This window comes from Bradyrhizobium sp. JHI2711, from assembly GCF_056156565.1.
On record NZ_JBPZPT010000001.1, the window covers coordinates 1,849,057 to 1,861,746 of the forward strand.

Here is a 12,690-nt window from a genome sequence, read left to right on the forward strand (position 1 = left end):
CACCGCGACGCATGGGTGCATCCCGCCGACGCATCCTCGCGGCTCCGTGATCGGCAGGCGGAGCGGCGCCGTATTGAGGTACTACTTGGAGCCTGAGTGCCCCCAGCCCACTAAAGCTCGATCGGGTCCAGCAAGTTGATCAGATGCGGTTTGCCGGGATCAACGATGACCACTTTCTTGCCGAACTTGGGATTGCTCCGGAACAGAGCGCCGAGGCTGTGCTTTTCCGGCGACCAATTTTCTCGAACCGGCTTCTTGGTTGCCGGATTCTTCTTCTTGCGCGCCTTCTCCTTCGCCTGCTCCTTTTCCCAGTCGGCTTGGCGCTCGATATCTATCTCGTCAATCGGGTAAGTCAGGTGGATCGTGTATTCGGCGTCGACGCCCCGTGCTTCCAGCAGCATTTCCAGGGTCGCTCGTTCGGGGTTACCGTGCTCGCCATCGCCTGAGAAGACGTAGTGATCGGCAGGCACACGTTCGAAGAAGATCGTCTCCATATTGTTGTCGCTGCCGTGGTGAGGAACTTTCAGGACGTGGACATGCCTCGTGCCGCCCTCCTCCAGGAGGTCCGCCAATTTCATTCCCTCCAGAATCTTGTCACCGCGCGCATCACCGGTCAGCAAAATGCTCTTTCCTTCCAGTTCGACGAAGACCACGATGCTCGACAGATTTGGAATGGACTTGTCCACGAAGGCCGCAAGCGCGGATTCGGGTGATTTCTTTTTCTTCTCCTTCTGCGCGCGCAGCCATTTGTCATGTTCAGCTTGCAGCGCCTGCAATTCCGGTTGCATCGGCCCCACTACCGTCACTTTCAGGTCGCCGAGCGTCACGGGCTTCGCCGCTTTCGTGGCCAGGATCAGTTTGCCCTTGAACTTGTGGTTCGGCTTCCAATGCAGGGCCGCGGCGTCGTCACGCAAGGTACGACCCTGCGGGATGCTGGACAGCACCTCGACCGTCTGATGGAGGTCCTCGTCCTCGATGTCGTCGTTGGCAAGCATCTTGGCCCCGAGCCCCGCCAGCACGCTCCCGGAGTCGAAGTCCGCTTCGCCGCCTGCGGCCGCGCCTCCGACGGATGCCGTGCCGAACCCCGCGACCAGTTCGTCGGGCTTGGTCTTGAGCAGATCGTCGAAGCTGTTGTGCCACAGGCTCGTCACGTCGAGGCGCAAATCCGGATTCTTGCCGCGCTGTTCCTTGGTCAAGTCGAGAATACCCTTGATATGATCGTCATCGACGTGGCTCACCATGACGACGTCGACCGGCAAGGGGGCTTCTTCATCGAGCTCGCGCGCCTCATGAACGAGTTCCAGCCGCCGCTTGAGAAAAGGCTTGTAGACATTAGACGGACCGCCGTCGATCAGAATGAGGTGCGGGTCATCCTTCGATCCGAAATGCAGCATCAGGCAGTCGCCCTTACGTGCGCGCAAAACATCGAGACTGAGGATCATCCTTCCCTCCCTAGATTGATTGGAAAGCCCGCAGCACGTCCAACATGCCGTGGCCCTGGAAAGTGCGTTCACGACCAAGGTCCGTGGCGCTGTCGCACAGGATCTGCTTGACGCGGCGCGGCTGGCCAATGAGTTCCTCGTAGCGCGCCAGCAGCATCGCGGCCGCGCCGCTCACATGCGGCGCCGCCATGCTGGTTCCGGATTCGGGCCCCCATTCCCGATGGCTGTCGCCGGTAATGCACGACTGGACGCGCTCGCCGGGCGCCACGAGATCCGGCTTCAGGCGCCCGTCACCGGTCGGGCCGCGGCTGGAGAAGAAGCTCACGCCATAAGTGTGGGGCCAGTTTCCATGCGTGGAGCCGACCGTGATCACGCTCTCACCGTTGCCGGGGTCGGTGATGCTGAAAGCCGCGTAACTTTCGAACACGCCGCCATCCGTCGTAGTGAGCTTCTGAAAACCGCGATTCCCGGCGGCGGCAACCACCACGACGCCGCTCTCGATCAGCCGTTCACATTCGTTGCACACCGGCGTGCGTCCGCAAGCGTAGTTGCGGACGTTGTGCGGGATGGACAGGCTCACGTTAGCGCCGTGGATCGTGATGTAGCTGTGCCTCTCGTTCACGTAACGGATGTACTGCAAGGCAGCGATGACGGCGAATTCCGTATCTTCAAGCGTTCGGCCGAGCACACGGAAGTCATAAAGCCGGATGTCCGGGCACATGCCGTCAGCACCGTCAGAGCCATCCCCCTTGCTGGCGCCAATGATCCCGGCGACGTGCGTGCCATGCGGGCTTGATGGCTGCGGCGGGTTCTTCTGGGTGATCAGCTTTTCGACGATCTCCCAGTCGATGGGGCGCTTTAATCTGGCATCCTTGGCGATCGTCTTCAGGTGGTCGACCGCCTCTTGCGGCCCGATGCCGGCGGCGGCCGCGATGTTCACGATTTCCGCCGGATCGAGGTCGTTCTCGTCGTTGCTGACGATCTGGCGGATACGGGTGAAGTCGAAGGTTTTCCTGACGCGCGACCTTCCCGCCCTCTCCGGATCGGCCAGGGCTTTGTGACTGCCGTCGATGCCGGAATCGAGCACGGCCCACACGATGTTCTTGCAGCTCACGTTGAACAGCGACTGCGCCGCATCGGCCTTCACGGCGGGCACGGAGCGGTCGAGCGCTGTGGACGCCCGCCGGTTCAGTGAGACCTGAAAGATATAGCCGGCGGGATGGGGATCGACGCCATCGGCCGTGTCGCCGGCCGCTAACGCCATCAACGCGGCGGCGTTGTCCACGACCGTGGGATAAGCCGCAAGAATGCCGTCGATGATCTCATCGACGAACGGCTGATATTTATCGAAGGCCTCTTGGAAGCTCAGTGGCGGAAGCGGCGGAAGTGGCGGAAGCGGCGGGCGCCGCGGAAGCTCCGGAAGCTCCGGATGCGGCAGAAGCTCTACGCTCCCTTGCGGAAGAGACGGGCGCTGGAATTCCGCCGGACGTTCCAGCTTGCTGACCCAGAAAATCAATCCCGCGAGCACAATATATCGCTCGAGTGAGGTAAAATCATCGGCGCCTGGCGGCAAGGTCGTTTGCTTGCGTGCACCGCGCCGGAGCAATTTCTCCAGCCTCGCTTTATTTTCACCAGTCTTGACAATCCTGTCGGCGACGCGCGGCTGATGCCACCATTGCGTCAAGGGGACGAGAATGCACAGCACTTCGTCGAAGAACAGACGGGCCCCGACCAATCCCTGCAAATATGCGACCTCGGGCTTCTCCTTTTCGCGCAATGCCGGCGTGGGATTGGTTTCTCGTGAGCGCTGAGCGGTTCTGAGCTCGATTCCCTTCGGAATAATGCTCGCAACGCTCGCGGCCGTAGCCACGCGATGCGGCGTGATCAAGACGTCCTGAACATTGCCGGGATCGAGGGCATAGGCCGCCCAGACGTCTCCGAGCAGCGGAGAATCCTGCAGCACGCGGCGATCGTCGGCGGGACCGAGCAGAATGTGCTCGACCAGTTCGGCCGGAATTGAAAATTGCTTCGGCCGCGACTCTCCAGTCGATGGCGGTCCTACGGGCACCGGGGGCTCCGGAGTTGCGCTCGATGCCGCGGTTGCGGGCGTTGGCGCCGCTGGCGTCGAGTCGCCCGAGGCCGCTGCCTCGGTCTTTGTCCCGGTCACGTCATCGGCCGCTTTCGACTTCTTCCGCGAAGCCTTCTTCTGTTTACGTTCCTTCGCCACGCCCCCGCCCCTCTCCTTCGTGTCAGATTCCCGATCGGGGATAGGGGAATGCAGGTTTCGGCTGCACTGCCGGGTCCACATGCTTGCGCAAAGCCGCATCGCAGACAGCATAACCCCAGTTGATCAGCCGATCCTGTGTCAGATCGTCGAGCCGCTTCAGCCGTGTCGGCAATTCAGCAAGCCGGCATGTGCGCTCTGGCGGACAGTCGAGCGCATCGGGCAATTGATAGTCGGCGATGTCGGTGCGGATGCCCCAATAGGCGCCCTTGCGCGTTCCCGATTTGAAGGAGTCGATGACCTGGCGCTTGCGCAGCGAACGCACCTGATTGTCGATCAGATTGAGGATCCGGTAGGAATGCCGCGGCCAATCCGTCTCCGGCTCCTCCTCAGCCTCGATCTTGCCGCCGGCGTCGCTGACCAGAACGGTCTGGTGGCGCTTCCATGCGGTCTCGAGGCCGAGATTGTCGTAGACGCCGCCATCGCTGAGAACGACGCGCGTTGTAAATGGAGGCCGCTGCAGGTCGAGCCCGGTACCGGGCACGAAATCGCTGTCCTTGAGGCGCAATTCGAAGGGAGAGAGGACCGGAGGAAAAGCGGAGGACGCCGCCACGGCTTGCGCCAGCAGAATTTCTGGATTCTTCACCTCGCCGACGCGGTAGTCGCGCATATAGGGCTTCATGAAGCGCCAGAGCGCGCCTGACTGCACGTTCGTCGCATTGATCACGAAGCGCGGCTCGTCAGGCATATCCTGCAGAGTCTTGCCGCGAAACAGGTGATCGTCATACGACTCGGCAATCCGGTCGCCGATGCTGCCTGGTAACAGCGCGCCCAGGATGACCGACTCGGCATCGATTGTGATGCCGGCGAAGGCGCGCAACGGCGCGACGAATTTCGGAATGAAATCGCTGTCGACGCTGTCGGGTGTGAAGCTGAGGCCCGGCCACGCCAGCGCCAACATGCCGGCAGTGATCGACCCGCCGGAAACGCTCGATATGCGCCTGACGTTCTTCAGCAGTCCTGTTTCATATAGGCGCCACAGGACGCCGACATGAAACACCATCGCGCGATATCCTCCGCCGGAAAGGCAGAGCGCAGTGGTTGGTTCCAGCGGCTTGTTCTCGTCGTCGGTCGGTATCGGGTGAACCGGATCGGTAATCATGGGGCCCCCAAAAATCCTAGGGTACCTTCAGCAATTCAAAACAACCTGAATATAGCCATAGCAGAATCTACAACCAGCTTAGCACCTCAACCCCTGAATGTGAAGCGCATCTGCATGCGACCGCTGCGCACAGCTGTTCAAGGTCGCTTCTTCAGGCGCGCTCGCTTCGGCAAGGTCGCCGGCCATTGCACGATGTGGTCCTCGAGCTCCTCGTCCGGGACCTCCTCCTCGCTGCCCTCGACGCGGCCGCGCACGGAGACGCCGGCTTCGTGCACGGTGTTGGGGTCACCCGAAACCAGCGGATGCCACCAATAGAGGTCGCGCCCTTCGGCGACGAGCTTGTAGCCGCAGCTCGGCGGCAGCCAGTTCAGGGTGCGGACATTGGCCGGGGTCAGGCGGACGCAGTCCGGAACCTTGTCGGAACGATTCGGATAGTCCTTGCAGGCGCAGCTCGTCCCGTCGAGCAGCTTGCAGCCGATATGGGTGAAGTAGATCTGCCCGGTATCCTCGTCTTCGAGCTTGTTCAGACAGCAGCGGCCGCAGCCGTCGCACAGGCTTTCCCACTCGCGCTCCGACATCTGTTCCAACGTCTTGGTTTTCCAGAAGAATCCTTCCTGGCCTTGAGATCGTTTGGGAGCTGCGGTCATGCGCCTCAACAACAGTTCGAAAGAGCTACGGCAACGCCATCTAGGGCGCGCGGCGGCAATGGTGCAAGCGGGCCCCTTTGAGGCCCGTAATGAACCGGGGGTCAATTAGGCCTGTTGTTCAAAATAGCGAGCGTGGCCATTGGTTTATGAGCCCCGCTCGGTTAGAAGGAACAGCAAGTCCCTCGGATGCTGGCCGGGCGCCTTGGGTTTGCCGCAACATACCCGCAAGACGTCTCGATGCCGCCCCGGCCGGGTGCTTGAACGCTTTCGAAGCAAGCCGCAAGGGTTCTAGGTGCGCCAGATCATACCACCGCATTGGAAGCAGAGGATCCGGAATTTCTTCCTGGATCTCGATGCGCGCATCGACTCCTCGCTGTTCTCCTCGGCCAAGGGCATCCGCGAGCTCTACGAGCGCTACTCGACCTTCATGGACCGCTTCTATGTCGGGCGGTGGAAGCGCTGGGTGTTCATCGAGCCATTCTCGGAGGCCGCAACCCTCGGGCTTGGCGGCCTCGTCGTGATGCTCGCCCTCGCCATTCCGGCCTTCCGCGAGACCGCGGACGAGGATTGGCTGAAGAAGTCCGATCTCGCGGTGAGCTTCCTCGACCGCTACGGCAACCCGATCGGCAGCCGCGGCATCAAGCACAACGACTCCATTCCGCTGGAAGACTTTCCGGACGTGCTGATCAAGGCGACGCTGGCGACCGAGGACCGCCGCTTCTACGAGCATTTCGGCATCGACATCGCCGGCACCGCGCGCGCGCTCGTCACCAACGCGCAAGCCGGCGGCGTGCGCCAGGGCGGCTCCTCGATCACCCAGCAGCTCGCCAAGAACCTGTTCCTGAGCAACGAGCGCACCATCGAGCGCAAGGTCAACGAGGCCTTCCTCGCGATCTGGCTGGAATGGCGCCTGACCAAGAACGAGATCCTCAAGCTCTATCTCGACCGCGCCTATATGGGCGGCGGCACCTTCGGCGTCGACGGCGCGGCGCATTTCTACTTCAACAAGTCCGCGCGCGACGTGACGCTGGCGGAAGCGGCGATGCTCGCCGGCCTGTTCAAGGCGCCGACCAAGTACGCCCCGCACATCAACCTGCCCGCCGCCCGCGCGCGCGCCAACGTCGTGCTGGACAACCTCGTCGATGCCGGCTTCATGACCGAGGGCCAGGTGTTCGGCGCCCGCCGCAACCCCGCCTTCGCGGTCGACCGCCGCGACGAGGCCTCGCCGAACTATTATCTCGACTACGCCTTCGACGAGATGCGCAAGCTGGTCGATACCTTCCCGAAGTCCTACACCGAGCGCGTCTTCGTGGTGCGCACCGCCATCGATGCCAACGTGCAGAAGGCGGCCGAAGACGCTGTCGAGAACCAGCTGCGCCAGTTCGGCCGCGACTATCACGCGACGCAGGCCGCGACCGTCGTCGCCGATCTCGACGGCGGCATCCGCGCCATGGTCGGCGGCCGCGACTACGGCGCCAGCCAGTTCAACCGCGCCACCGACGCCTATCGCCAGCCCGGCTCCTCGTTCAAGCCCTACGTCTACACCACCGCGCTGCTGAACGGCTACACGCCCAACTCGATCGTGGTCGACGGCCCGGTCTGCATCGGCAATTGGTGCCCGCAGAATTATGGCCATTCCTATTCCGGCTCGGTGACGCTGACGCAGGCGATCACCCGTTCGATCAACGTCGTGCCGGTGAAGCTGTCGATCGAGATCGGCCGGAAGAACGAGCCCAAGACGCAGAACCCCGCCAAGGTCGGCCGCGCCAAGATCGTCGAGGTCGCGCGCCGCTTCGGCATCAAGGCGCCGCTGCCCGACACGCCGTCGCTGCCGATCGGCTCGGACGAGGTCAACGTGCTCGAGCACGCTGTCGCATACGCGACCTTCCCCAATCGCGGCAAGGCGGTGACGCCGCATGCGGTGCTGGAAGTGCGCACCGGCGCGGGCGACCTGGTCTGGCGCTGGGACCGCGACGGCCCGAAGCCGCGGCAGGCGATCCCGGCTTCCGTCGCCGCCGACATGTCCGGCATGATGAGCCACGTCGTCAGCGAAGGCACCGCACGGCGCGCCGCGCTGGACGGCATTCCGACCGCGGGCAAGACCGGCACGACCAATGCCTATCGCGACGCCTGGTTCGTCGGCTTCACCGGCAATTTCACCTGCGCGGTGTGGTACGGCAACGACGATTACTCGCCGACCAACCGCATGACCGGCGGCTCGCTGCCGGCGCAGACCTGGCACGACATCATGCTCGTGGCGCATCAGGGCGTGGAGGTCCGGGAGATTCCCGGCATCGGCATGGGCCAGAAGCTGCCGCCGCAGCATCTGAGCAACGCGCAGGCCAACGCGGCGCCGAAGGTGCTGGAGACCAAGCCCGGTCCGCCGCCGGTGCTGACCAAGCGCGGCGCGGACATCCTGGTGCGGGTCGAGAAGCTGCTGGATGATGCGGCCAAGGCCGCGAACAAATCGACGGCGAATGACAGCAAGCCGGCCAGGCCGTCCTCGTCGACGAGCGCGCTCGCCTTCCCGCAGAACTATGCGGAAGACAACGCCAACGCCTCTGCCCCGCGCAAGAACTGATCGAAAGCAAGTGCGGCTGATCCTGACCACATTGACGGCGCTTCTTCTCGCGACGGTCGTCGGCGTCGGCGCGACGTGGATGACCACGACGCGCGGCACCGAGATCGGCGCGCTGACCATCGGCCCCTGGACGGCACGGCCGCGGACCGGCACCGCCGACGTCGACCCCTATTCGCGCGCCACCATCGTCCGCAACGGCGAGCTGCCGATCGGCACCGGCGACGGTGTCGCCTTCACCGCCACCACCGACGACAGGAAGAAGGCGCTCGACGGCCGCTGCGACGTGGTCGTCTCCGGCGTGACGCCGCCGGCGCGGTTCTGGACGCTGACGCTCTACGACCGCAAGGGCCATCTCGTCGCCAATTCGCTGCAGCGCTACGGCTTCACCAGCCAGGAGATCGTGCGCGCCTCCGACGGCTCGTTCGAGATCCGGATCGCCTCGCGCTCGCGCGCCGGCAACTGGCTGCCGACCGGCGGCATCGAGCGCTATGCCTTGATGCTGCGTCTCTACGACACGCCGGTCGGCGTTGGAACGCGCACCCAGCGCGATGCGCCGATGCCGAGCATCACCACGGTGGGCTGCTCATGATCCGGCTCGTCTTCACCGTCGTCGCCGGCGTGGTGCTGGGCCTCGTGGTCCATCTCGTCAGCGTGCTGGCGCTGCCGCGGATTGCCACACAGGATGCCTATTCGCGGCTGACGCCGATGACCAGGGTGAACGCCGTCACCCAGCTTCCCCTCGCCGATCCCAACAATTCGCCGATGCCGTTCATGGATCCGGCCTTCGCGCTGGCGATCTGTCGTTATGATCTGTCTGGCGGGCCGATCAAGCTCACCGTGCCGGTGAGCCAGGCCTACACCTCGGTGTCGTTCTACACCCGCAACGAGATCGCCTATTACGCCATCAACGACCGCTCCGCGGGCCGCAAGGTGATCGAGCTCGACCTGATGACGGAAGCGCAGCGTAGCGAGCTGCCGGAGGACGAAGAGGTCACCGCGGCCGACCGCCTGATCATCGATTCCCCGACCACGACCGGCCTGATCCTGATGAAGGCGCTCGCGCCCGAGCCCGGCTTGATGCAGCAGGCGCAAGGCTCGCTCCAGGCTGCGACCTGCGCCCCGCAGACCGAGCCGCCGGCCAAGGCCGAGGCACCGCGCAGCCGGCGGTGAGCGCGGCCGCCAACAAAAAGTGCGAAAACAACCCCATGCACAGTAGCGGGGCGTTGAAATCATTACGCTCTTCCGCCGACCGCAACGATACCGCCGGGGACGCGTGCGTACCTTTGACTCGTCGGGCAAAACAGGGGCATACTGGCATCATCGAGAGTTGATCACACCCGCACGGAGCCGTCCGTCGCGGGTGTTGTCTTTGGCGCATCTTTCCGTGTCCATGCGAAACAATCCTGCCGCGTTCGGCTCGGGCACAATCATCGGCACTCTGGGCGGCTTGATCGGTCTCGGCGGTGCAGAATTTCGGCTGCCCCTGCTCATCAGCCTGTTCGGATTTCGCGGCCTCGAGGCCGTGATTCTGAACAAGGCGACGAGCCTGATCGTGGTGGCGAGCGCACTGCCGTTTCGCGCACGCGCCGTTCCGTTCGCGGAGATACATGCCCATTGGCCGATCATCCTGAACCTGCTGGCGGGCAGCCTCGTCGGCGCCTATGCGGGGGCATCCTGGGCGACGCGTCTGGAGTCCGGGACGCTCTACAGGATCATTGCCGTCCTGCTGCTCCTGATCGCCGGCATGCTTCTGTTCGCACATGGCAACGAGGCGGCAACCCCACCGGCGCTGATAGGCGTGAGCCTGATCGTCGCGGGCATAGCAGCGGGCTTTGCGATCGGGATCGTGGCATCGTTGCTCGGCGTTGCCGGAGGGGAATTCCTGATCCCGACCCTGATCTTGTTGTTCGGCGCGGACGTGAAGCTCGCGGGCAGCCTCTCGCTCGCGGTGAGCCTGCCGACCATGCTGGTGGGATTTGCGCGCTATAGTCGCGACCAGAGCTTTTCGGTGCTCCGCGCGAATTGGCAGTTCATGCTTGCAATGGCCATCGGGTCGGTCGTCGGGACATTCATAGGCGGCCTGCTTCTCGGCGTCGTCCCGAATTCGATTCTTCTGCCGGGATTGGCCGTGATCCTGGTCATTTCGGCGGTGAGAATCTGGCGGCATGAGTAGGCTGGTTCGAAACCATGCCGCAACCGGCGATGCGCCCTCGATCGGTTCGCAGATCGAGACGGATCGCTAGAGCACGATCCGGAAAAGTGTGAAGCGGTTTTCCGAAAAGATCATGCTTCAAACAATAACCTAAAGCGCGATGACGATTCATCCTAATCGCATCGCGCTTTAATGGATGATCTGGCCGAGGAAATCCCTCGCCCGCTCCGTCCTCGGCGCGCGGAAGAAGGTTTCGGGATCGGCTTCCTCGACGATCGAGCCGCGATCCATGAACACCACCCGGTCCGCGATCTCGCGGGCAAAGCCCATCTCGTGCGTGACGCAGACCATGGTCATGCCGTCTTTCGCGAGCTCCACCATGGTGTCGAGCACCTCCTTGACCATCTCCGGGTCGAGCGCCGAGGTCGGCTCGTCGAACAGCATGATCTTCGGCTGCATGCACAGCGCCCGCGCGATGGCGACGCGCTGCTGCTGGCCGCCGGAGAGCTGCCCCGGATATTTGTTCGCCTGGTCGTGAATGCGCACCTTGCGGAGCAGACTGATCGCGCGCTCATGCGCATCAGTGCGGGACAGGCCCCGCACCTTCATCGGCGCCAGCATGCAGTTCTCGACGACGGAGAGGTGCGGAAACAGGTTGAAGCTTTGGAACACCATGCCGACCTCGCGACGTATGCCGTTGACGTCGGTCATCCGGTCCGACAGCTCGATGCCGTCGACGACGATGCGCCCCGCATCGTGCTTTTCGATGTGGTTGATGCAGCGGATCAAGGTCGACTTGCCCGAGCCGGAGGGGCCGCACAGCACGATCTTCTCGCCGACCGCGACCGTGAGATTGACGTCGTTCAGGGCCGTGAAATGGCCGAACCGCTTCACCAAATTTTCAACGGTGACGATGGACGCCCGATTCCCCTCAGCGAACTCAAGCATTTTTCCTCTCCAAAGACTGGGATGACCGTGCGCAGCGCTAGCGGCGTAGTCCCGCGATCGCATTTCGCTTGCGCAAGGACGCCACGCATTGCGATGCCGCCGAACTGATCGCGAGGTAGACCACCGCAATGACCAGATACATCTCGACCAGACGGCCATTGAGCTGCGCCAGCTTCGAGGCTGCGCCAAGCAGATCGGTGAGCGAGAGCACGTAGACCAGCGAGGTATCCTGGAACAGGATGATGGTCTGGCTCAGGACGATCGGGCTGGCGACGCGGAGCACCTGCGGCAGGATCACGGAGCGATAGGTGTCGAAGGTGGAGAGTGCGAGCGCCTGACAGGCCTCGAACTGTCCCCGGTTCACGGCGCGCAATCCGACGCGGATGATCTCCGAATAATAGGCGGCCTCGAACAGGCCGAAGGTGATGAAGGCGGTCCAGGTGGCGCCGATCGGGACCGGTCGCCCGCTTCCGCCGAAATGACCGAGCACGATCGGCACCAGGAAGAAGAACCAGAACAGGACCAGGATCAGCGGGATCGAGCGCATCAGGGCGACATAGCCGCGCACGAGCTTGCCGAGCACGGGCACTTCGAAGTGCTGCACGAGGGCCAGGCAGGTGCCGAGGACCAGGCCGACCACGAAAGCAACGGCGGTCAGCGCCAGCGAAAACAGCAGGCCCGACCAGAGGTAAGGCCACGCCTGAAGCACAACGGAGAAATCGAGGCTGGTCACTTCACGACCTCCATCGCGTCAGGCAGGGCATCAATCGGTTGGATGGCGTGCGTCGCGCCCGGCTTGACAGCATCGTCCGCAGGGCTCGTGCCCGGAATGCGCACGGCCCTGTCGATCAGCGCCATCCCCTGATAGGCGATGAGCGCCAGCGCGAGGTAGACAAGCGTCGCGGCGCCGAAAGCGGTGAAGGTCTGGAACGTCGCTTCGCTGATCTGGCGGGCCTGCGCCGTCAGCTCCATCAGCCCGATGGTGAGCGCGACCGAGGTGTTCTTGTAGATGCCCATCACCTCGCTGGTCAGGCTCGGGATGATCAGGCGCAGCGCCTGCGGAACGATGACATGGCGATAGGTCGGATAGCCGCCGAGCCCGAGCGCGCTTGCCGCTTCGACCTGACCTTTCGGCAGGGCCTCGATCCCGGCACGCACCTGTTCGGCGATCCGGGCGGCGGTGTAGAGACCGAGGCACACCAGCGCCGGAAAGAACGATCCCCAGGGCGGCGGAATCTGCTTGATGGCGTTCCCGAGCGAGGCGGGAAGAATCTCCGGCAGGACGAAGTACCAGAGAAACATCTGCACCAGCACGGGGATGTTGCGGAATATCTCCACATAGAGGCGGGCAAGCGCCGCGACGGCCCGGTTCTGCACGGTGCGGCCGATGCCGACGACTACTCCGACCGCGAAGGCGATCCACCAGCCGAAGAACGCCAGCGCCAAGGTCCAGCCGAGGCCCGACACGAGCCAGTCGATATAGCGCTGGCCGTCCGCTGTCTGTTCAAGAAGCACTGCAAACATGGCGAACCTC

11 protein-coding genes are annotated in these 12,690 nt (G+C 63.5%); 4 read left to right on the plus strand and 7 right to left on the minus strand.

Annotated elements, in window-relative coordinates; translation table 11 throughout:
* Positions 1-110: 110 nt before the first annotated feature.
* The 4 genes from ACTEK7_RS08740 to ACTEK7_RS08755 all read right to left on the minus strand — a co-directional run bounded on the left by ACTEK7_RS08740 (position 111) and on the right by ACTEK7_RS08755 (position 5,475).
* Positions 111-1,442, minus strand: a complete 1,332-nt coding sequence (locus tag ACTEK7_RS08740) for a ComEC/Rec2 family competence protein (RefSeq protein WP_225145996.1) — start codon at positions 1,440-1,442, stop codon at positions 111-113.
* A gap of 10 nt (positions 1,443-1,452) precedes the next feature.
* Positions 1,453-3,669, minus strand: coding sequence for a S8 family peptidase (locus tag ACTEK7_RS08745; protein ID WP_225145997.1), 2,217 nt, complete (start codon positions 3,667-3,669; stop codon positions 1,453-1,455).
* 22 nt (positions 3,670-3,691) lie between these two features.
* Entirely contained in the window at positions 3,692-4,828 is a 1,137-nt protein-coding gene (locus tag ACTEK7_RS08750; RefSeq protein ID WP_225145998.1) for a patatin-like phospholipase family protein, read from the minus strand.
* A 137-nt stretch (positions 4,829-4,965) separates the two neighbouring features.
* Complete coding sequence (locus ACTEK7_RS08755; protein WP_036042979.1) at positions 4,966-5,475, minus strand: YcgN family cysteine cluster protein; 510 nt, start codon at positions 5,473-5,475, stop codon at positions 4,966-4,968.
* A gap of 292 nt (positions 5,476-5,767) precedes the next feature.
* Here ACTEK7_RS08755 and ACTEK7_RS08760 point away from each other — a divergent pair, with 292 nt between their 5' ends.
* The 4 genes from ACTEK7_RS08760 to ACTEK7_RS08775 all read left to right on the plus strand — a co-directional run bounded on the left by ACTEK7_RS08760 (position 5,768) and on the right by ACTEK7_RS08775 (position 10,229).
* Complete coding sequence (locus ACTEK7_RS08760; protein WP_225145999.1) at positions 5,768-8,056, plus strand: transglycosylase domain-containing protein; 2,289 nt, start codon at positions 5,768-5,770, stop codon at positions 8,054-8,056.
* Positions 8,057-8,066: 10 nt separating this feature from the next.
* Positions 8,067-8,645, plus strand: a complete 579-nt coding sequence (locus tag ACTEK7_RS08765; RefSeq protein ID WP_225146000.1) for a DUF1214 domain-containing protein — start codon at positions 8,067-8,069, stop codon at positions 8,643-8,645.
* Positions 8,642-9,226 (plus strand): DUF1254 domain-containing protein, encoded by a 585-nt coding sequence (locus ACTEK7_RS08770; protein WP_225146001.1) that lies wholly within the window; start codon positions 8,642-8,644, stop codon positions 9,224-9,226. The genes ACTEK7_RS08765 and ACTEK7_RS08770 overlap by 4 nt, the downstream gene beginning before the upstream one ends.
* Before the next feature lie 220 nt (positions 9,227-9,446).
* Entirely contained in the window at positions 9,447-10,229 is a 783-nt protein-coding gene (locus tag ACTEK7_RS08775) for a sulfite exporter TauE/SafE family protein (protein WP_225146231.1), read from the plus strand.
* Positions 10,230-10,397: 168 nt separating this feature from the next.
* Here ACTEK7_RS08775 and ACTEK7_RS08780 read toward each other — a convergent pair whose 3' ends face one another.
* From ACTEK7_RS08780 to ACTEK7_RS08790, 3 genes are read right to left on the minus strand one after another with little or no spacing between them, the layout of a single operon-like run.
* The gene (locus ACTEK7_RS08780) at positions 10,398-11,156 is read right to left on the minus strand and encodes an amino acid ABC transporter ATP-binding protein (protein WP_109144376.1); all 759 of its coding nucleotides are present in this window, start codon (positions 11,154-11,156) and stop codon (positions 10,398-10,400) included.
* A gap of 37 nt (positions 11,157-11,193) precedes the next feature.
* Positions 11,194-11,889 carry an amino acid ABC transporter permease gene (locus ACTEK7_RS08785; RefSeq protein WP_225146002.1) on the minus strand — a complete coding sequence of 232 codons (696 nt, stop codon included), beginning with the start codon at positions 11,887-11,889 and terminating at the stop codon, positions 11,194-11,196.
* On the minus strand, positions 11,886-12,680 hold the full coding sequence (locus tag ACTEK7_RS08790; RefSeq protein ID WP_109144378.1) for an amino acid ABC transporter permease: 795 nt from the start codon (positions 12,678-12,680) through the stop codon (positions 11,886-11,888). Before ACTEK7_RS08790 ends, ACTEK7_RS08785 begins: the two co-directional genes overlap by 4 nt.
* Positions 12,681-12,690 lie beyond the last annotated feature (10 nt).